The sequence below is a fragment of the Clostridium sp. CF012 genome, assembly GCF_018861755.1.
GTDB lineage: Bacteria > Bacillota > Clostridia > Clostridiales > Clostridiaceae > Clostridium_AD.
The window spans coordinates 1-21,878 of record NZ_JAHLEF010000041.1 but is presented as its reverse complement, the minus strand read 5'-3'; the positions used below and the strand labels follow the sequence as shown (position 1 = coordinate 21,878).

The 21,878-nt window shown below is 30.9% G+C and carries 21 protein-coding genes; 15 read left to right on the top strand and 6 right to left on the bottom strand.

What is annotated here, in order from left to right; genetic code table 11:
- Positions 1-111 precede the first annotated feature (111 nt).
- From KPL50_RS22985 to KPL50_RS22940, 10 genes are all read left to right on the top strand, one after another.
- Positions 112-2,598, top strand: coding sequence for a PEP/pyruvate-binding domain-containing protein (locus KPL50_RS22985; protein ID WP_216300865.1), 2,487 nt, complete (start codon positions 112-114; stop codon positions 2,596-2,598).
- A gap of 154 nt (positions 2,599-2,752) precedes the next feature.
- Positions 2,753-2,992 carry a DUF1292 domain-containing protein gene (locus KPL50_RS22980; protein WP_216300864.1) on the top strand — a complete coding sequence of 80 codons (240 nt, stop codon included), beginning with the start codon at positions 2,753-2,755 and terminating at the stop codon, positions 2,990-2,992.
- Between the two features lie 21 nt (positions 2,993-3,013).
- On the top strand, positions 3,014-3,190 hold the full coding sequence (locus KPL50_RS22975; protein ID WP_216300863.1) for a hypothetical protein: 177 nt from the start codon (positions 3,014-3,016) through the stop codon (positions 3,188-3,190).
- 130 nt (positions 3,191-3,320) lie between these two features.
- Positions 3,321-3,950, top strand: coding sequence for an HD domain-containing protein (locus tag KPL50_RS22970; RefSeq protein ID WP_216300862.1), 630 nt, complete (start codon positions 3,321-3,323; stop codon positions 3,948-3,950).
- Positions 3,951-4,124: 174 nt separating this feature from the next.
- Positions 4,125-4,994, top strand: a complete 870-nt coding sequence (locus tag KPL50_RS22965; protein WP_216300887.1) for a radical SAM protein — start codon at positions 4,125-4,127, stop codon at positions 4,992-4,994.
- A gap of 58 nt (positions 4,995-5,052) precedes the next feature.
- Entirely contained in the window at positions 5,053-6,042 is a 990-nt protein-coding gene (locus tag KPL50_RS22960; RefSeq protein WP_216300861.1) for a biotin--[acetyl-CoA-carboxylase] ligase, read from the top strand.
- 146 nt (positions 6,043-6,188) lie between these two features.
- Positions 6,189-6,431: a DUF1292 domain-containing protein gene (locus tag KPL50_RS22955; protein ID WP_216300860.1), complete on the top strand. Its 243-nt coding sequence runs from the start codon at positions 6,189-6,191 to the stop codon at positions 6,429-6,431.
- Between the two features lie 68 nt (positions 6,432-6,499).
- Entirely contained in the window at positions 6,500-6,991 is a 492-nt protein-coding gene (locus KPL50_RS22950) for a UPF0158 family protein (RefSeq protein WP_216300859.1), read from the top strand.
- Between the two features lie 24 nt (positions 6,992-7,015).
- A complete protein-coding gene (locus KPL50_RS22945; RefSeq protein WP_216300858.1) occupies positions 7,016-7,582 on the top strand; it encodes a glycerol-3-phosphate responsive antiterminator in 567 nt (188 codons plus the stop codon).
- Between the two features lie 64 nt (positions 7,583-7,646).
- Positions 7,647-8,351: an MgtC/SapB family protein gene (locus KPL50_RS22940; protein ID WP_216300857.1), complete on the top strand. Its 705-nt coding sequence runs from the start codon at positions 7,647-7,649 to the stop codon at positions 8,349-8,351.
- Positions 8,352-8,586: 235 nt separating this feature from the next.
- Here KPL50_RS22940 and KPL50_RS22935 read toward each other — a convergent pair whose 3' ends face one another.
- Positions 8,587-10,164, bottom strand: coding sequence for a DEAD/DEAH box helicase (locus KPL50_RS22935; protein ID WP_216300886.1), 1,578 nt, complete (start codon positions 10,162-10,164; stop codon positions 8,587-8,589).
- Positions 10,165-10,280: 116 nt separating this feature from the next.
- Positions 10,281-10,805 carry a QueT transporter family protein gene (locus KPL50_RS22930; protein WP_216300856.1) on the bottom strand — a complete coding sequence of 175 codons (525 nt, stop codon included), beginning with the start codon at positions 10,803-10,805 and terminating at the stop codon, positions 10,281-10,283.
- Positions 10,806-11,204: 399 nt separating this feature from the next.
- On the opposite strand from KPL50_RS22930, the gene KPL50_RS22925 reads away from it, so the two are divergent.
- From KPL50_RS22925 to KPL50_RS22915, 3 genes are read left to right on the top strand one after another with little or no spacing between them, the layout of a single operon-like run.
- Entirely contained in the window at positions 11,205-12,455 is a 1,251-nt protein-coding gene (locus KPL50_RS22925; RefSeq protein ID WP_216300855.1) for a pitrilysin family protein, read from the top strand.
- Between the two features lie 2 nt (positions 12,456-12,457).
- Positions 12,458-13,315: a recombination regulator RecX gene (gene recX / locus KPL50_RS22920; RefSeq protein WP_253200773.1), complete on the top strand. Its 858-nt coding sequence runs from the start codon at positions 12,458-12,460 to the stop codon at positions 13,313-13,315.
- A gap of 59 nt (positions 13,316-13,374) precedes the next feature.
- The gene (locus KPL50_RS22915; protein ID WP_216300854.1) at positions 13,375-14,541 is read left to right on the top strand and encodes a transglutaminase family protein; all 1,167 of its coding nucleotides are present in this window, start codon (positions 13,375-13,377) and stop codon (positions 14,539-14,541) included.
- Positions 14,542-14,594: 53 nt separating this feature from the next.
- Here the strand turns inward: KPL50_RS22915 and KPL50_RS22910 are convergent, their stop codons facing one another.
- The 3 genes from KPL50_RS22910 to KPL50_RS22900 form a co-directional block, all read right to left on the bottom strand.
- On the bottom strand, positions 14,595-14,951 hold the full coding sequence (locus tag KPL50_RS22910; protein ID WP_216300853.1) for a tetratricopeptide repeat protein: 357 nt from the start codon (positions 14,949-14,951) through the stop codon (positions 14,595-14,597).
- Between the two features lie 262 nt (positions 14,952-15,213).
- The gene (locus KPL50_RS22905) at positions 15,214-16,014 is read right to left on the bottom strand and encodes an ABC transporter permease (protein ID WP_216300852.1); all 801 of its coding nucleotides are present in this window, start codon (positions 16,012-16,014) and stop codon (positions 15,214-15,216) included.
- Positions 15,995-16,771: an ABC transporter ATP-binding protein gene (locus tag KPL50_RS22900; RefSeq protein ID WP_216300851.1), complete on the bottom strand. Its 777-nt coding sequence runs from the start codon at positions 16,769-16,771 to the stop codon at positions 15,995-15,997. Before KPL50_RS22900 ends, KPL50_RS22905 begins: the two co-directional genes overlap by 20 nt.
- Before the next feature lie 89 nt (positions 16,772-16,860).
- On the opposite strand from KPL50_RS22900, the gene KPL50_RS22895 reads away from it, so the two are divergent.
- Positions 16,861-17,019, top strand: a complete 159-nt coding sequence (locus KPL50_RS22895; protein WP_216300850.1) for a hypothetical protein — start codon at positions 16,861-16,863, stop codon at positions 17,017-17,019.
- A gap of 331 nt (positions 17,020-17,350) precedes the next feature.
- Positions 17,351-21,631, top strand: coding sequence for a 2-hydroxyacyl-CoA dehydratase (locus KPL50_RS22890; RefSeq protein ID WP_216300849.1), 4,281 nt, complete (start codon positions 17,351-17,353; stop codon positions 21,629-21,631).
- Between the two features lie 173 nt (positions 21,632-21,804).
- Here KPL50_RS22890 and KPL50_RS28030 read toward each other — a convergent pair.
- Positions 21,805-21,878: IS3 family transposase (locus KPL50_RS28030; protein ID WP_375372918.1), on the bottom strand; the 74-nt coding region annotated here is incomplete at its 5' end.

Sequence of the window (21,878 nt, the reverse complement as noted above, 5' to 3'; positions counted from 1 at the left end):
ACCAGTTTTCAAAGCTTTTTTTCTATTTGTAAAGTTCTAAGTAAATATGTACAATAAAAGTTAATAACTTACACAGTAAAAACATTACAAAACAAAATGGGGGATTTAATTATGTTATCAATGTTATTTGATTTATCTTTAAATGACAAAGGGAAATATGGTACCAAAGCAAGTGTATTAGGGGAGTTAATGAAAAGTGGGGTACAAGTTCCAAATGGATTTGCATTGTCTTCGGAGTTTTTTATTAAGTTTCTTGAGCATAACAAATTTCATTATAATACTAAAGATTATTTAGCTTACAATGTGGAGATATATAATTTTATATTAGATGGAGAATTTTCTTTTGAAATGGAGGCAGACCTCCTTAGATTTTTTAATAATATACAAAATAAAGAAGTTGGAGGAAAATATGCAGTAAGATCCTCTGCATTGTGTGAAGATAATGATGCATACAGTATGGCCGGTATGTTTTCTTCATTTATAAATTTAAATACTTATGAGGAAGCTAAAACTTCTATAAAAAAGTGTTATGCTTCATTATTTAATGATAAAGTTATAGCGTATTTTGTAAATAACAATTTAAACTTTAAGGACTTAAAAATGTGTGTAATAATTCAGCAATTTGTTGTAGGAGTCTATTCTGGAGTTAACTTTTCAGCGGATACTATTGACATGGATAAAGACATAATCCACATTAATGCCGTAAATGGGTTATGTGATGCTTATGTTACTGGTAAAGTAAGTTCAGCTTTTTATAAAATTAATAAAAAAACTGGTGAGATGCTTGAGGAAAGAATTCCAGAGTACTTTCTTGCGCCATCAAATGATATAGTAAATAGGTTATATGAAATCACTTTAAAAATAGAAGGGATATTTGGTAAATATCAAGATATAGAATGGACTATTAGGCACAATGAAATTTATATACTTCAAGCAAGACCTATTACAACCTTTAAAATTAGAGATTTTGAATTGCTGTGGCAAAAGGAAGACGCAGAAAGTTATACTTGGAATAGGGAATGTGATGAGCCCTATGAACCTTTAATTAATGAACTCAACTTAATACAAGGTGAGGCTCTAAATGAAGGGTTTTATGCTGTAGGTTTTCAAAATTTTTATACTGAATATTGTGTCCAAAATGGTTACTTCTTTTATAGAGATAAAAAAATGGTAAATCAAGAGCAGCAAGAGCGAAAATTTCTAAATATGTTAGAGGAGCTACATAATGGATATGAGAACATATTTCAAGATGTTGTATTGCCAGAATTATTACTTCTTAAAAAGGATTTAGATAATTACATATCAAGAGAGTTATCGCAAGGTGAAGCATTAGTGTTTTTAGAAAAATCAGTAGAATACATGGAATTTATAGCAACAAATCATTGGCCAGTTACTCATGGATGTGATTATATAAATACTTTTATGGAATACTGTAAAAATATAATTAGTGATTTTAATGTAGATGATTTTTACGACCTAGTGTTTAATGTTAGTATATTAAATAAAGAAAGAGAATTTTATATTGGTATGGCAAGTGAGGTAAATTCAAACCCAATTTTAAATGAAATGTTTAAAGCTTGTCCCTATGATGAGCTTTTATATGCAAGGCTTAAGAAGGTTTCTGAAAGTAAAAATTTACAAAAATTAATAGAAGATTATATAGAACTGTTTGGAATTTGTTATTTAGATAGTGATGTTAACAGTGCTTATTTTAGTTCACTATTAATGGAGGAACCCTCTAAAATAATAGGACATATACGAGGATTTCTAAATCTTAATTTTAAAAATTTTAAAGATTCTATAGAGAATTCTTTAAAAAATAAGAACAAAATTAAGTCTAGTATATTAAGTACATTAGATACAGAAAAAGGTGAAGAATTTTCAAATAAACTTATTTTAGCTGAAAAAGCATACTTAGCAAGAGATGACCATCATTATTATTTTGAACGTATGGCAAAATCATATTTACGGTTAGCATTATTAGAGGCTGAAAAGATATTAATTAGAAATAAGAAAATACAAAATAAAGATGATATATATTTTCTTGCTCTTAATGAAATTAAAGAGGGATTATTAACCAGTGGTGCTTTTAACAATATTATAAATGAAAGAAAGCAGCTTTTTAATTATCAGAAAAAGTTATTTGCACCATCTACTATTGGAAAGGAAGTTGTTCAAAGTGTGGAAGGCATAGATGAGAACAATGAAGAAGGCGAAAGTGGTTTTAAAGAGCATATTGTAATTTTAAAGGGTCTTTCAGGTTTAAGAAAAAAGGTTAAAGCAAAAGTTAAAATGGGAATGCCGGCTTATCTAGAGGAGGATTGTATATTAGTAGTGCCATTTACACGCTGTGGAGAGCTTGAACCTATAGTTAATCATGTAAAGGGTGTTATTGTAGAGGCTGGGTCTCCCTTTGATCATCTAGGAATTCTTGCTAGAGAAATGAATATACCAGTTATATATAATGTTAAAAATGCAATGAGTATTCTTAAAGATGGAGATGAAGCTTTGTTAGATGGATTTGTAGGTGAAGTTCAAATAATAAAAAAAGCTAATAACTTTACTTATAATAATCAAAAACTTATCACTTTATTTTAAATTTGACACAAGAAAAATTTTGTATTGTGTTATTATAAAAAGTTGGTATAAAACTTTCACTTAGACACAACATAATAAAGCACATAAAAATAAATATTTGTAACATACCTAGGTGTTACTTATTGAATGTGTCTAAGTGAAAGGAGGTATTTACATGAAAACTAATGAAACAATTACTGTACTAAATGAATATGGCAAGAAAGTAGATTTAGAATTGATTGATGCTATTAAGATGGATGGAAATGAATATGTGATAGTTGGACCCAAAGATTCGAATGAGGCTTATGCTTACAGGTCAGTTGTAGTGAATGGTGAAACAGAATACTCCTCCATTGGCCTTGGAGCTGAGTTTAAAAAAGTGTTAGATAAGTATAATGAGCACCAAGCTCAGTAATAATTGGTAGGAGGTTTTTGTATGAAGGATCATGAACAAGCCACTAAGGAAAATCTGCGTGATTATATTAAGAAAGATACAAAGTTAAAAAATCCACATTCTAAAAATCAAATAATTCAATCTGTTGAAGAAAGTGCATATAATGAAAGTGTTTTTGAAACTAAAAAAAGTGAATATGGTGGAGCTAAGTCAGAATAACGAATAGAGATATAGCATAAAAAAAGGAGCAGGTGTTTATTATCTAAAATATGATAATAAACATCTGCTATTTTTGTCATAATAATAGAAGATTAGAAAATATGAATAATAGAAAGAAAGGAATTAATATATGATAAAAATGTTTGACGAATTTGAAATGCATCTAATGGAAGACTTGAAACCTTCTTTATATTTTAATAAAATAATAAATAATGAGAGCATATTTACTGAATATCCATATACATTATTAAGCTCTTTAATACATACTGAGCAATCTCCGCAGCATCACCCAGAAGGAAATGTATGGATTCACACAATGATGGTTGTAGATAATGCAGCAAAGGTAAAAGAGTTAAGTGAAAATCCTATAGCATTTATGTGGGGTGCATTATTACATGATCTAGGTAAAGCTCCTACTACAAAAATTAGAAAAGGAAAAATAACATCTTATGACCATGACACTGTAGGGGCGGAGCTTTGTAGGAAGTTTCTTGAAGCATTTACAAAGGACGAGGAATTTATTAAACGAGTTACAGCTTTGGTTAGGTGGCATATGCAAACTCTCTTTGTAATGAAAAATTTACCTTTTGGAGATGTAAAAAGCATGTCGCAAGAAGTATCCATCAAAGAAATTGCGCTTCTATCACAGTGCGATAGACTTGGTAGGGGTGAATTAAGTGAGAGCAAAATCAAAGAGGAGAAGGAGAACATTAAAGCTTTTATAAGGAAGTGTGAGAAGGAGTTAAAAGCTTTGAAGTAAGGTTAATAAATAAAATTTAAATTTCAAAAACTACTAAGACACAGCTATAAAGGCTGATTTTATATAAAAACCTGTGTTATACTTATAGAGTATTCAATGAAAGATATCATGGAGCACAAAAGAACCCTCGCCATGGCAGAGGGGGGAATCTTAAACAGTTTGGAGATGATTATTGTGAGATATGAAGGTGTAGTATATAGACCACCTAGTGAGGCGCATAGTCTTATAATACAAGTTACTATAGGATGTTCACATAATGGGTGTAGCTTTTGTGGTATGTACAGTGAAAAGAAGTTTAGGATTCGTGATTTAAAAGATATTATGGGAGATTTAGAGCAGGCTAAATTAACTTATGGAATAGTTAAAAAGGTATTCCTTGCAGATGGAGATGCTTTAATTCTTGAAACTAATAAATTGAAATCTATATTACTAAAAATAAGAGAATTATTTCCTGAGTGTGAAAGAGTAGGAATTTACGGTACGCCTAATGATATTTTAAAAAAATCTTTGGATGAACTTAGAGAACTTAAAGAGTTTGGTATTGGCATTGTGTATCTAGGGGTTGAATCTGGGAGTAATGAAATATTAAAAAGTATAAATAAAGGAGTAACTAACCAGGAGATGCTTGCGGCAGGGCAAAAGGTTAAAGAAAGTGGAATAAAGTTATCTGTTACCTTGATTTCAGGAATAGGAGGCAAGGCAAAAATAGCAGAGCATGCGGTAGAATCTGCGAAGCTTATAAGTGCTATAAACCCAGATTATGTAGGATTATTAACACTAATGTTAGAGAATGGAACCCCCATATATGAAGATGCACAAAAGGGTATTTTTCAGGTATTAACTCCAAAAGAAATAATGTATGAGACAAGAGAGTTTATACGAAATGTGGAAGTTACTGATTGTGTTTTTAGAAGTAATCATGCTTCAAATTATATGGCCTTAGCGGGAACATTGCCAGGAGATAAAAGTCAGCTATTAGAGGATATTGATTTTGCACTGAAAGGTGAATATAGATATAAGCAAGAAGAATATAGAAGGTTATAAAATCGTTTAAATATCTTACTCGGGCATTGGTAAAACGAAATAAGAAGGGTGTGATATTATGAAGGGGAAAATTCTTAAGTTACTTAAGGAAAGTGGGAATGAGTTTATATCTGGTCAAAAAATCAGTGAAGAGTTAGGGGTTAGTCGCGCCGCTATATGGAAGTATATAAATATAATTAAAGAGGATGGCTATGAAATTGAAGCAATCTCAAGAAAAGGTTATAGGATAATTTCCTCACCAGATATACTTACCTTTGAGGAGGTTAAAGACTTTTTAAGTACGCAGTACATAGGTAGAAACATAATTCACTATGATTCTTTAGGTTCAACAAACTCTAGAGCTAAAGAATTAGCAGAGAGTGGAGAAGAACACGGCACAGTTGTAATAAGTGAAGAACAAGCCTCAGGACGTGGACGGCTAGGACGAGATTGGATATCACCTAAATATAAGGGCATATGGATGTCCATAATACTTAGACCCAATATAGTCACAGAAAACATATCTCTAATAACCTTAATTGGAGCAGCAGCTGTTCAAGAGGCTATCATGAAAATGTGCATTAAAACTAGTATTAAGTGGCCTAATGATATTGTACTTAATAGTAGAAAAATATGTGGTATATTAACTGAAATGAGTGGAGAAATAGATCATATTAATTATTTAGTTATGGGAATTGGTATAAATGTAAACTTAGAAGAAAAGGATTTACCAATGGAGCTAAAAGATGTGGCTACTTCACTTAAAATAGAGAGTGGTAAGTATATAGATAGGAAGCTTTTGCTTGCCAATGTCTTAAATATTTTTGAAGAACTATATAATGATTTTGTAAAAAACGGAAATGCATCCGAAACTATGGAGATCTGTAGAAAAAATTCCTTACTTATAGGAAAAGAAATCCAATTGATAAATAGAGGAAAAGTAACAAAAGCTAAGGCAATAGATATAAGCGATAGCGGTGAATTAGTTATTGAAAATCAACAAGGGGTGTTAGAATATATAGTTTCAGGGGAAGTTTCTGTAAGAGGAATTTATGGATATAACAAATAAATATATATTGTGGTATTTTAAATAAAATAGACTAGCATATTTTAAGGATAATTAAGTTTAAAATATAGTTAAATCTAATTTTCATATAGACATATTAGTTAGATTAACGGTATAATGTGTTTAATACGATTGAAAGGAGAATATTTATGGAAGAAAATAAAATTATATCAATGATTGATGAAGATGGAGAAAAGGTTGATTTTGAATTAGTAGAAATCATTGAATTAGATGAAAATAGATATGCACTATTAGCGCCTATAGGAGATGAAGAGGATGCTTTTGTGTATAAAATCACAATAGTGGATGAGAAAGAAGAATATACTGCAGTAGAAGATGAAGAAGAATTTGAAAGAGTATTAGAAGAATATGAATCAACTTTTGATGAGTAAATAAAAAACCAATAAACCTTAGCGGTTTATTGGTTTTTTATTAAATATGTTAATTAGGAGGTAAAATTTTGAATACAGTAGATATTGATATAGAAGCACTTATAGAAACAATCTCAAATGAAGATGATAATTTAGGCAAAAGTTTTTTAGATACATATACAGGTGAGGTTATATATATTCCCACAGAAGTTACTCTAGCCTTAGAAAAAGGAACTTTAAAAGAAGATACCTTTGATAATTGGTTAAAAGAATTTGTAAGTATAGCTATACTTATTAGCGAAGACACCGTTAATAGATATTTAAGTACTCCTATCGTAGATGATGATTTTTATATAGGAGCAATGAAAAAATATGTAAATAGCCTAACTAGTAATTCAGATTTAAAACAAGAATTGCATAGGGTATTAAATAGTAAAGAACCTATAAAGAAGTTTAAACATGTTTTAATGGATAAAGAAAATAAAACGGAAGAATGGTATAAATATGAAGATAATTGTATAAATGAGTTAGTTAGAAGCTGGTTAAAGTCAAATGGCATTGAGCCGAAGTATTTAAATTAAGTCAAGAAACAAGGAGTGAGAAATATGGAAAATGATTTTTATAATAAAATTCGAGAAAACCCAGTGATTGCTGCGGTAAATAATTTAGAAAAGTTAGAAAAGGCCATAAAATCTCCCTGCGAAATTATTTTCTTGCTTACAGGAAGTATCTTTAATTTACAAGAAATTGTTAATCATATAAAAGCTCATGGTAAGAGTGTATATGTTCATATGGATTTAATTGAAGGGTTTTCAAGAAATGCTTGCGCTTTAAAATACATCAATGAAAAAATTAAACCAGACGGAATTATAACTACTAAAAGTAGCCTTATTAGAGCAGCTAAGGAAATGGGCTTATTTTCAATACAAAGACTTTTTATGTTGGATGCATTGTCACTGGAAAGTGGCATTAGTTCGATTAAAACCATAAGACCTGACGCTGTAGAGATATTACCTGGAATTATGCCAAGAGTAACAAAAACAATTAGTACAGAAGTAAATATTCCAATAATTACTGGGGGGTTAATTTCAGATAAAGAGGATGTAATTGCTAGTATTAAGGCAGGGGCCATTGGTGTTTCTACAAGTAAAGAGGAAATATGGTATATGTAATTATGCATATATTAGCGTTTAATTAATTATAATAGAATATGATAAAAAATTTGGAGGTATGTACATGTTAGCATATGAAGTAGCAATAAGGCTTGTCCTTGCAGTTGTAATTGGCGGCTTAATTGGATATGAGAGAGAAGCTAAAAATAGACCAGCTGGTTTTAGAACACATATTCTAGTATGCTTAGGTGCTGCTGTTACCTCAATGATACAATTATATTCAATTCAAGATGCAACCAATATGATAATTCAGCATCCAGAACTCCAAAATGCATTAAAAGCAGATATTGGTAGGCTGGGGGCACAAGTTATAACAGGCGTTGGATTTTTAGGGGCAGGGACTATCATACATGAGAAGGGATCAGTAAAAGGGCTTACTACCGCAGCAAGTATATGGACAGTGGCATGTATTGGGCTCGCAGTTGGACTAGGTTATTACACTTTAACTATACTAGCAACTATATGTGTTTTTATAGTATTAGTATTTTTTAAGACGTTTGAAGCTAAGCTTTTTAAGAACAGTAATACTCTTAAAATAGAAATTCAATATGGTAATAAGAAAAACATGGTAGAAAAATTAGAACAGTACTTTGATGGGATGGGAATAAAAGTTAAGACTATAGATTTTTCTATTGAGGATGAAGAGGAAAATCCAGAATATAGTACAACAATTTATACAATTTTAGCACCAAGACATATCAAGAGCAATAGAATTGTTCAAAGATTATGCACTTTTGAAGAGATATATAAAGCGAATATAGTAGAATAGAAACCAAGTATTAGAAAATTAGTTATCTGGATATTATATATATTAAAAACACCTCAATTAATAAGATAAAAATTAGTGTGTAAAGCAATTTTTTAAATTTACTCATAATTATCACCCCATTTATATTGTATGTTAAAATACGCTATAAAATAATTAAAGACAGAAAAAAGTTTTTAAGTTTACAAAGCAAAAGAGAGCCCTTATAAGTAAAGGGCTCTCTTTTCAGTTTACAAAACTATCTTCTAGATTTAGCAACCTCAATATTTACTTTTCTACTATTTAACTTCTTACCTGAACTATTGTTTAGAATAGCATCAACTAAGTTTGAAGGTACATCTAAAAATGAGAATTTATCTAAAATATCAATACGGCCAAGTTCATTTTTATTAATATTAGCTGTCTCGCATAAGAAAGATATAATATCTTTAGTCATAACTTCATCCATTCTTCCGATAGAAAGGAATAGTCTAACATTATCTGTTACTAATGTTGTTGTTACAGAATCATCTGCATAATTATAGTTAACTTCTTTATCAAATATAATTTTGATTAGAGAAGCAGCTACATCTTCAGCACCAAATTCTTTTATAAGATCTTTACCTAGTGGAAGAAAGTTCTCATATAAATTTTCATCTAAAACTAATTTTATAGAATCTAAAATAGTTTCTGATTTTGCTGCAAATATATCTGTTATAGTAGGTACAGTTTTCTTAGTGATTATACTTTTAGTATCACGTTCAATCTGTCTTATAGCAGATGCTTCTCGTCTTGTAATAAGACTATAAGCTGTACCTTCTTTACCAGCTCTACCAGTTCTTCCAATTCTATGTATATATGATTCACTATCTTGTGGTAGATCATAATTTATTACATGAGTAACATTTTCTACATCTATTCCTCTTGCAGCTACATCAGTTGCAATTAGGTAATTCAAGTTACCATCTTTGAATTTTTTTAGAGTGTTCATTCTTTGACTTTGTTTCATGTCTCCGTGCATACCTTCTACTGTATAGCCTCTTGGTTGTAATGCGTCTACTAACTCATCTACACCTTTTTTAGTTTTACAGAATAGTATACAAGTCTTAGGAGCATCAACATCAAGAATTCTACATAATGATTCAAATTTAGTTTTTGGATTTACTTCGTAGTAATATTGCTTAATCTTAGAAACGGTTAAAGACTTCTTTTCGATTGCAATAATCTTTGTTTCAGCATGCATATATTTTTTAGACAATATTTTAATAGCTCTTGGCATAGTAGCTGAGAAAAGTAAAGTCTGTCTATCTTCACTTAAATTACTTATAATACTTTCGATATCTTCAATAAAGCCCATGTTTAACATTTCGTCAGCTTCATCTAAAACAAGAAACTTAGCGTTGGCGAGTTTTAAAGTGCCTTTTCTAATATGGTCTAGTAATCTTCCAGGAGTTCCAACAACGATATCTACTCCTCTTTTTAGAGCTGATATTTGTCTATCAATAGATTGACCACCATAGATTGGCAATATTTTAACTCTTTCATGTTTTGCAATACGTGAAAGTTCTTCAGCAACTTGAACAGCAAGTTCTCTTGTTGGAGACATTATTATTGCTTGAACTTTTCCATTTGGTTTTTCCATCAAGCTTAAAATAGGTGCACCAAAGGCTAATGTTTTACCAGTACCTGTTTGAGCCTGACCTATAATATCAAAGCCTTCTAATACAACTGGAATAGCTTTTTCTTGGATATCTGATGGATATTCAAATTTCAAATCTTGTATAGCGCGGAGTACAGATTCGTTTAGTCCTAGTTCTTCAAATTTAAGTTTTTCAATTTTGTTCATTAAAATTCCTCTTTCTTCTCATAAAGTATCAAATACATCTCATATTAAAGTATATACAGAATAACAAATATTAAACTAAAAAAGCAAAATAAAATTGCTTTTTTCAATTATTTAAAAAAATTCCTCAAAGTAGAGTTCTTTTCAATAACATAAATAAGAGGTAATCCAATTCCATAACAGCAGACCAATTCTCCCCATGCAACTTGCAGCATACAAAGTAAAAGGGGCATGTCTTTAAAATATAAAAGCTTTAACATAATGCCTATAATAAGGGCATTAATTACTACAGCCGGTAATGGAGCAAGTATTCTTTTGAACTTCAGTTTGCTTTTACCAATATAGTAAGTTGAAATCGCGGCTATAAATGTTGCAAGGGAACCGAAAATCATATCCATAATACCTAGTGGACTTATGATATTAGAAACTATACAACCAATTACCAGCCCTGGGATTGAAAAAGATGCAAAGTAAGGTAGGATAGTAAGTCCTTCAGCAATACGATATTGAATAACTCCAAAGCTGAAAAACGATAAGCTCAGAGTTAAAGCTGCATAAATAGCAGCTACCATTGCTGCAAAAACAATTTTTCTTATTTTTACAGAGATGGTTCCTTCATTTAATTTAATATTCATTTTTGTGCCTCCATAGTTTTGTTTTGAGACAGGATGGTTACGAACTGTCTATGCGTATTCGACCCGAACTTTAATAATACTATAAAATTTAGGATTAGTCAAATGTATTTATCATATTGTATAGGGAAATTACTCTAGTTTTAAATTGTTATAAGCTATATTGTCGCTAGGATTATTTTAAAATGGCTTGGAGAATTCCCAAAGGAAGGTTAAAATATAGAAATCATAGAAAATTATTTGCTACAAATAGATAATAAAAGTATATTGGTAAGAAAATAGTCTAAAATACTTAAAAGTATGATATAGTTAAACTATGTATAAATTTATTTTTTGATGTTTTAATCATTCTAAAGTAAAGTAAAAGTTTATTAATGCAGGTTCTGCTTAAAGGAGAATATTATGAGTAAAGAAATTTTTAATACGCAGCAAACAGAATTAAGTAATGGAATTAATCTTATTACTATTAAAAAGGATAGCCAAATTTCAGCAGTTCATGTTGGAGTCAATATAGGTTCACTTTATGAAGAGAAAAATGAAAAGGGGATAGCCCATTTTATAGAGCACATGCTTTTCAAGGGTACTGGTACCAGAACTAATGAAAAACTGAATAGTGATTTAGAAAATTTAGGTGGAGAATATAATGCATATACGGATTATAATTCTACAGTATATAGTGCAACAATTTTAAATGAAGAATTAGAGAACGCGGTAAAGTTGATTGGTGATATGCTACTAAACTCAACCTTTCCAAAGCTTGAAATTGAAAAAGAAAGAGGCGTAATACTGGCTGAAATTCGAACAATTAATGATGATATTGAAGACTTAAGCTTTAAGAGAGTTAATGAGATTGCTTTCAAACATAGTCCACTTAGGGAAGATACTATTGGTAATGAAAGCATTATTAAAAAAGTTGCAAGAAAACAACTTGTTGATTTTTATAATATGTATTACGTGCCAAATAATTCATTCATATCTATTGTATCTCCATTTGAACATGAGGACATAATAAATATGGTGAAGAAGTATTTTGGTAGCTGGAGTAAAAAGGAATTCAAGAAGAAAAAAATAATATATGAACATCACCAATTTGTAAAAGAAATATCATATAAAAAGGAAATTGAGCAAAGTACCATTCTATATTTATATACTTTTAATGAACTATCTAAAGATGAGGAATTAGCACTTAGGATACTAAACTATAAATTCGGGGAAAGTGCTAACTCTATATTATTTAGAGAACTTAGGGAAGAAAGAGGATTGTCTTATGATGTCTATACTCATTTAGATACTTCAAATAATGTTAAAACACTATATATTTATACATCAGTTTCGGAAGAAAGCATAGATGAGGCAATAGAAGTAATTGATAACGTAATTAAAGATATTGAAAGTGAAAAAATAGTTTTTGATGATAACACCATAGCTTTAATGAAAAAAATATTAAAAACTGCCATAGCATCGACATTAGAGGATTCTACGGATCTTGGTAATTATGTAATTCATCAGGCTATGGATAATGAGGATATATATCAGTTTACTGAAGATATGAAAAATATGGGAAATATTAAAAGCAAAGACCTATATAATATTTCTAGAAAAGTATTACAAAAGCCAACAATTCACATATTTTTACCGGAAAAGAGAGGGTAGTTTTGAGTAGTATTATAACAAAAATTGAAATTCAAAAAAACAACAAGGATAGAGTTAACATTTATATGAATGATGAATTTGCCTTTGCCTGTGATGCATCACTTATTTATATCCATAATATTACAAAGGGGTCAACCATTGAAAAGGCAGGGTTACAAAGTATAATTGATGAAGATAATTATATAAAGGGAAAAAACTGCGCACTCCATTTTTTAGAAAGAAGCTTTAAGTCAGCTAAACAAGTAGTAGATAAATTAACAGCAAAAGAATTTGATATTAAAACCATAGAGAGGGTTATGGAGTTTTTAGAGCAGTATGAGTTTATTGATGATAAGCGATTTGTGGACTTATTTATAAAAGAAAAAATAAAATCCAATGGGAAAAATAAAATTAAGTTTGCACTACTAAAAAAATCCCTTCCAAAAGAATTAATTAAAGAAGCCCTCAATAAAATAACCTCTGAACAGCAGCTTAAAACGGCTTTGATACTCGGCGAAAAGCGGATGGGTACCTTAGCTAAGAGTGAAAAGGATTCATTAAAGCTTTATAAAAAAACCTCAGATTATTTAATTCGAAATGGATATGATTATCAGATAGTAAATGAGGTTTTAGATAAGATCACTAAAAATGATAACAACCAGCAGCCGTGTGAAAATGCGCCTTCTGAAGATACTTTTGAAGAGGATTATAATAAATTACAGGAACTCGCTAGTAAAAGATATAACATATTAATTAAGTCAGAGCCCGTGAAAATAAAGCTATATAAAAAACTAGGAGACTATCTTTTAAGGCGAGGCTATAAATGGGAACTAATCAAAAAAGTATTAGGAGATTTAATTAATGGCGTGGAAGATTTGTAGGCTCCTTACGGATTACAACTTTGTTTACAATTGCATAATAACGAAAGCTGGTGATAGTTTTGTTTAATGAGCCTGTAACTTTAATTTTACTATTATTATTTATATTTCCGGTAATTAAGGGGTTTATATATAAATTTTCTTCTGAGAATTTAAAAGGATCTATTCAGGGAGCTTTTCAAAGTATTTCTTTTTTAAGTGCATTATTTTTAGGCATTTATTACAGTAAAAAAATTTTTATTCAGCATAATGAAGGCGTGTATGAAAAGATATACAAAAATATACCTTTAAAAGCCATAGAGTTTATGAATAGTAAACCATTAGTGATTTATGTATTATTGATGCCGCTAGTGGTGCTAATAATTTATACAGTCATAAATTTTGTAGTTAATCTTATTAGCCACATAGCTATTTATCCTTTGTTTGATAGCATAGAAAATAAGCTGAAAAATAAAAGTGATGGTTTTAAAAGAGTGGTGGGGGCAATATTCCAAGTGCCAAAAGCAATATGCTATGTAATTGTTATTACTTTTATGTTGAATTTTCTGTCGCTTCTTAAGATAACTGATACATACAATAAGTATTTGGAAGGATCACAATTATATAATTATGTATCCAAAGAGATTGTTATTCCATTGACTAATTCAAAACTTGCAAAACAACTTCCCAATATTGTTAATAACTCCTTTAAAATTGTAATAAAAGAAACTGATGCGAAGGAGCCTAATTTACAAAATAAGCAAAAGGTTATAACTTATTATAATGGTGTTACCCTGGAGCAGGGTATCCAATCTAATGACGAAATTGATAAGTTTGCAATTAATCTGGTGCAAGATAAAAATGGAACTAGGCAAAAGGCAAAACTTATTTACAACTGGGTAGGTAGTGAAATAGTTTATGATGATGCAAAAGCAAATAGAGTATTAAATAATGATTTAGTAGTAAAATCTGGTGCTATTCCAACTTTTAACTCTAAAAGTGGAATATGCTTTGATTATGCGTGCCTATTTGCAGCTATGTGCAGGGCTAATAATGTGAAGGTAAGAATTATAATTGGTCAGGGTTTTAATGGAAATAACTGGGTTAGCCATGCTTGGAATCAAGTATATATAGAAGGCGAAAATAAATGGATTAATGTAGATCCCACATTTTTAATAGGTGGAGATTATTTTGATAGTAAAAGATTTGTTATCGACCATAAAGAAGAGAGCGTAGCTGGAGAATGGTAAAATAGATAATTTAATTTAAATTTAAGATTTAATATAGAATAGCTCCCTGTATTTTAGGGAGCTATTCTATAGCTTTTTAATAATAGATTAATGGCCTTTTCACAATCTTCGTCCTCATTATTTAGTGTCCAAGCAGTATTGAAGTAATATAATGCTTTTGGTTTGTTGAGACACATGGCATAGCAATAGGCTAAGTTGAAGAAGTATTTACTTTCCGGTCGAAGGTCTATAGCATTATGAAATAGAGGTATTGCTTTTTCGTATTCCTTTAGGTGAATAAAGCATACTGCGCTATTATAAAGGGAACCAGCTTCATTGTCTTTCATTTCTGCAGCTTTTTTATATAGAGCAATTGCCCTATTGTAATCCTTAGTATTGTATATGTCGTTAGCCTTTTGAAAGTAGTCCATTTTTTTCCTCCTTATAGTTCTCTAACGAGTTATAGCTCTCTGACAAGTTATAGTTCTCTAACGCGTTATAAATTTGTTATCCTAATGCACATAAAAACAAATGACAAGTTAAAGATGTAAAATAGACTAGCATACTGGGTCGTTATTTATTTTAATGTGCCTAAATAATGATATTACTATTTTATATTTAATATTCCATTTAAATACTGTCCAAGGATTAGAAATATATTCAATTAGAAATATATTCATTTAAATTCAAATTTTATTTATTTTTACCTACTACCTTTCTTTCAATAAATGCAACAATTTCATACATTAAGTAAGCTAAGATAGAAAGTATAACTATGCTCATCATTACCATATCTAGCTCCGAAATTTGTCCGCCAAAAACTATAAGGAAGCCTAGGCCGTTTTTAGCCACTAAGAACTCACCCATTATTACACCCACCCATGAGAGTCCTACATTGATTTTCAATGCAGAAATAAGAGTTGGGATGGATGCAGGAATAATTAGATTAATTAGTATTTGAAATTTAGAAGCTCCAAAAGTTTTTAAAAGCTTAATTTTATCTTCATCTACTTCCTTAAAGCCGCTCAGTATGCTTATTATAGTTACAACTATTGATATTAAAAGAGCGATTACTATTATTGCCTTTATTCCATTGCCCACCCAAAATATAATAATAGGTGCTAGAGCTACTTTAGGGAGTGCATTTAATACTATTAAGTATGGATCCAAAACTCTTGAAACGAAATCTGACCACCATAACAGGATTGCAACAAAAGCACCTAAAATTGTCCCAAGTACAAAACCTACAATTGTTTCAAAACAGGTTATAAAGATGTTATAAAGCAAGGTACCTTCATTATATAGTTGTATAAATGAGGCATACATTTTTGAGGGTGTACTTGTTAAGAAAGAATCAATCCATTTTAATCTTCCAGCTATTTCCCACAAACTAAAAAAAGCAATTAGTATTACTAATCGTGTAAGAATAACAAAGTATTTCTCTCTTTTTACACTTTTAATATAATTTTTTTGTTCATCGCTTTGAATCAGCATTACGGTTCATCTCCTTCCAAATATCATTGAAATAAACTCTAAAATTTGGAGCTTCTCTACGTTTTAATGGAAGAGAAAAATTTTCTTCAAACTTAATGGGTATGTTTTTAATAACTACAGCAGGACGATTTGAAAGAATAATGACCTCATCTGACATAGAAATAGCTTCGGATATATCATGAGTTACCATTATGGTAGTCTTTTTTTCTTTTTTTATAATTTCATAAACTTCATCACTAATGTTTAATCTAGTTTGATAGTCTAGTGCTGAGAAAGGCTCATCTAAAAGAAGTACTTCAGGTCTTAGTGCTAAGGTCCTAATTAGAGCAACCCTTTGGCGCATACCTCCAGATAATTCTCTAGGATGATGGTTTCTAAATTCCCAGAGATTATAGCTTGTTAAAAGGTTTTGCACCATATACATCTTCTCATTTGTAATACAATGGTTAATTTTAAGACCTAAAAGTACGTTATCCCATATAGTTAACCAATCAAATAATTGATCCTTTTGAAACATATATCCAATCTTTGTAAAGCTTGAAGTAGCATTACAATTTTTAATTACTATTTCTCCATTAGAGGGATTAGTTAAGCCTGCTATAATATTTAATAGAGTGGATTTTCCACAGCCAGAAGGGCCTACAATACTTAAAAAGTGACCTTCTTGTACACAAAATGAGATATCTTTTAAAGCAGGAGTTTCTGAAGTCAATGAATGGTAATTCATGGATATATTGTTGATCTCTACTTTAATCACTTTATCATCTCCTTGAAAGTTATACTTTAGTATATGACTTTCAATAATGTATTGTTAACGACATTTCAGAAGGAGAATCCTTATTTTTAATGGACATCTATACTATAATAAAGAGAAAACTTCAGTGGGATCATAAATTTCCTTCTGAAGTCGTTAATATTGCAGCATCGAAGATGATGATTAACGACATTTCAGAAGGAGAATCCTTATTTTTAATACTACAATTTTCTTATTGGTGGGTTAAATAAGAAAGTTCGCAAAGGCTTTGAAATATTATTACTATTGAGTTATAATGTAATATAATTATATGTTAATTTTCTGTAAATGTAGTTGATATTTACAGAAAATTTGAATAATATGTAATCAATACAATTATAATATGGAGGGTGAGTCTTGAAGAAAATAAATTTAGTTTTTGAAGACTAAGCATATTAGTATAGGAACAATTAGGTTATTTACGTAAATATTAAATAAATTGAAAAAATATGAAGATTGATTGGGACGGCATAAACATATATAATTAATCATTAGGTTAAAAATAAGAATAAATCCAAACTTGCGGGGAAAGAGAAGATAATTATGAAAAAAATATTAAATGTTGGATTAGATGTAGGATCTACAACTGTTAAGATAGTAGTTCTAAATCAGCAAGAAAAAATAATATATAGTAAATATCAGAGGCATTTTTCTGATATAAAAAGTATAATAGCTGATATTTTATATGAAACTTATAACAATTTTAAAGATTGCAATATTACTATAATGGTGACTGGCTCTGGTGGACTAGCTTTATCTAAATGGCTAAATATAAAATTTATTCAAGAAGTAGTAGCTAGCACTTATGCTATAGAAAATATTATCCCAAGAACTAATGTGGCTATTGAGCTAGGTGGAGAAGATGCAAAGATTATATATTTTGATGGGGGTATCGATCAAAGAATGAATGGTACATGCGCCGGAGGTACTGGTGCATTTATTGATCAGATGGCTTCACTGCTTCAAACAGATGCCACGGGACTTAATGAACTCGCAAAGGCTCATAAAACTATATATCCCATTGCAGCTAGATGTGGAGTTTTTGCAAAAACTGATATTCAACCCTTATTAAATGAAGGTGCTGCAAAAGAAGATATTGCTGTATCAGTATTTCAGGCAGTAGTTAATCAAACTATTAGTGGGCTTGCTTGCGGTAGACCAATTAAAGGAAATGTTGCATTTTTAGGGGGTCCATTATATTTCTTGTCTGAGCTACGACAAAGGTTCATAGAAACTTTAAAGTTAACAGAGGAAGAAATTATTTTTCCAAAGGATTCACAGTTATTTGTTGCACTAGGCGCTGCCATGGCATCAAAGGATGAGTACCCTATTTCCTTTGAAGAATTAAAGGCTCAGCTTCCAATGCTTAAGGAGGCCTCGGTGCAAGAGGTCCAAAGGCTTAGACCACTATTTTTAGATGAGGAAGAGCTAGAAGCTTTTAAAAATAGGCAGAGTCAATATAAGATAACAAGAAGAGAACTTGCGAGCTTTCAAGGGGATTGTTTTTTGGGAATAGATGCTGGATCTACTACTACTAAAGCTACACTCATAGATGAAGAAGGAGCGCTCTTGTACTCTTATTATGGAAGTAATGAAGGTAACCCATTAACTTTAGTAAGAAAAATATTGAAAAATATATATGCTGTTTTACCCAAGGAGGCAATTATTAGGAATTCGGCGGTAACAGGTTATGGTGAAGGCTTAATAATGGCAGCATTAAAAGTAGACATTGGAGAAATTGAAACTATAGCTCACTACAAGGCAGCAGAATTTTTTCTGCCAGGAGCAGATTTTATATTAGATATTGGTGGACAAGATATGAAATGTTTAAGAATAAAAGATGGGGTTATTGATAGCATACTGCTAAATGAGGCTTGCTCTTCTGGCTGTGGCTCTTTTATAGAAACCTTTGCTCATTCTTTAAACATGAAAATAGAGGATTTCGCAAATGTAGCCTTAAGTTCTAAAAGTCCAGTGGATCTGGGTTCAAGATGCACTGTGTTTATGAATTCCAGGGTTAAGCAGGTTCAAAAGGAAGGTGCCTCTGTAGGTGATATATCAGCGGGTCTTTCTTATTCAGTCATAAAAAATGCCCTGCTAAAGGTTATTAAAATAAGAGATCCAAAGGAAATGGGCACAAAGATAATTGTTCAAGGTGGAACCTTTTATAATGATGCAGTACTTAGGGCCTTTGAGCTTATTTCAGGAAGAGAGGCGGTTAGACCAGATATTGCAGGTCTAATGGGTGCGTTCGGAGCTGCACTTATTGCAAAGGAAAGAACTGAAGATGGGAAGATTTCTACATTATTATCCTTAGAACAATTGGATACCTTTAAGGTAGAAACCACCATGGGCAGATGCAAAAATTGTGCAAATAAATGTGTTCTTACGATTAATAAATTTGATAAGATTCGGGAATTTATATCTGGTAATCGTTGTGAAAAAGCACTAGGACTTAGCGATAAAGAAGAAGAGATTCCTAATGTCTATGAGTATAAATATAAAAGAATATTTAATTATACTCCAATAAAGAAGGAAGATGCCTTAAGAGGCGTAATTGGAATTCCAAGGGTACTTAATATATATGAAAATTACCCATTTTGGTTTACTTTCTTTACAACTTTAGGATTTAGGGTAGAATTGTCCCAAAGATCATCTAAACAGATATATGAAATGGGAATAGATACTATACCCTCAGAATCGGCTTGTTACCCTGCTAAAATAGTACATGGACATATAATGAGTCTTATAAATAAGGGAATCAACACTATATTCTATCCTTGTATTCCTTATGAGAAAAAGGAGCAACAAGGAGCGGATGATCATTACAACTGTCCCATCGTAACATCATATCCTGAGGTAATAAAAAATAACATGGATATATTGAAGGAAAGGGATATCGTCTTCCTAAGTCCTTTTATATCTTTAGACAATAATAAAAGTCTAATTGGGAGACTCGCTGAGGAGTTTGCTAGTTTTGGAATTGATAAAAGAGAAATATCAGTGGCAGTTAAAAGGGCATGGACAGAAACTGAGAAGGTAAAGTTGGATATTCAAAGAAAAGGTGAGGAAGTAGTAGAATATATTAGGCGGACTGGAAAGAAGGGTATAGTACTCGCTGGTAGACCTTATCACATAGATCCAGAAATTAATCATGGCATCCCAAGTGTAATAACTGATTTCGATATGCCTGTGCTCACAGAAGATTCTGTAGCTCATTTAGGTATTGTTGAGAGGCCATTAAGAATAGTAGATCAGTGGGTATATCATTCTAGGTTATATGCTGCAGCTAGCTTTGTAGCAAAGGAGCCAAATATTGAGCTTATTCAGCTAAATTCTTTTGGGTGTGGACTAGATGCTGTTACTTCAGACCAAGTTCAAGAGATTTTAGGAAGTAATGGAAAGATATATACAACTTTGAAAATTGATGAAGGAAATAATTTGGGAGCAGCGAGAATTAGAATTAGATCCTTAAAAGCCGCCCTTAATGAAAGGGATAAAAATGGCACTGTGCTTAAAAAAACGCAGGAGGACCACGGTAGGATTATCTTCACTAAAGAAATGAGGAAAACACACACCATTTTATCTCCACAAATGTCTCCAATACATTTTCAATTTATACAGGAGGCGTTTAATTCTTCAGGATACAATTTAGAGATTTTACCTTCAGTGGATACTGTGGCTGTAGAGGAAGGCTTAAAATATGTAAATAATGACGCTTGTTATCCAACAATAATTGTTGTAGGACAAGTAATTGAAGCGTTAAAATCAGGTAGATATGATGTAGAAAATACCTCTGTTATAATTTCTCAAACTGGAGGAGGCTGTAGAGCTACAAACTATATTGGCTTCCTTAGGAAAGCATTAAAGGAAGCGGGATTTCCAAAAGTTCCAGTAGTATCATTAAATGCTGCTGGCCTTGAGTCAAATCCAGGGTTTAAATTTACGCATTCATTGGTTAAAAAATCATTAATGTCCTTGGTATACGGAGACTTACTTATGAGAGTTCTCTACAAGGTTAGACCATACGAACGGATACTTGGCTCAGCTAATTTACTTTATGAAAAATGGGTAAAAATTTGCAAACAAGCTGTAATAAAGGGAATAAATAAAGAGTTTAAATATAATATTTCTTCAATTGTGGCTGATTTTGACAATTTAGAACTTAAAAATGTTTCAAAACCTCAGATAGGTCTAGTAGGAGAGATTTTAGTTAAATTTCATCCTACAGCTAATAATAATATTATAGATATTATTGAAAGTGAAGGCGGAGAGGCGGTAATGCCTGATTTAATAGATTTTTTCCTATACTGTGCTTATGATGCTAATTTTAAATATGAATATTTGGGAAAGAGCAAGAAGGATAAAATATTAAATAACATGGCAATTAGATATATAGAAAGTTTTAGAAAACATTTGAAATTAGTTTTAGATCGTAGTAAAAGATTTCACTCACCAAAAACTATACAAGAGTTAGCGCAGGGCGCATCACCTATTTTATCCCTAGGTAATCAAACAGGTGAAGGTTGGTTTTTAACTGCTGAAATGGTAGAACTTATTGAAAATGGTACAAAAAATATAGTTTGTATGCAACCTTTTGCTTGTCTTCCTAATCATGTTACAGGTAAGGGAATGATTAAGGAATTAAAAAGACGGTACCCAGGTGCTAATATAACTGCAATAGATTATGACCCGGGTGCCAGTGAAGTAAATCAAATTAACAGAATAAAGCTCATGATGTCTGCTGCACTAAAAAATCTTGAAAGTGAAGTAGAGGTTGAAGAAGCCCACGCAGAGGTGGCTAGTGATAAAAAGGTAGACTAAAACTTAAATTTTGATTAAGAAATTTTTCTTATATTATGCTATAACGAAAAGTATATATTGCTGGAAATGCTCTCACATCGCTAAGTAATTCTAAAATTTGTTTTATTTACAGCTGCTAAAAAACATTAACTCGCTTTAATCTGTACCCTTTGTCAAGGACAATTTAAAAAAACTTATATTAAATTAAGGAGATGATTTCTGTATTGAACAGGAGTCATCTTTTCTAAATCCCATTGATATCTATATC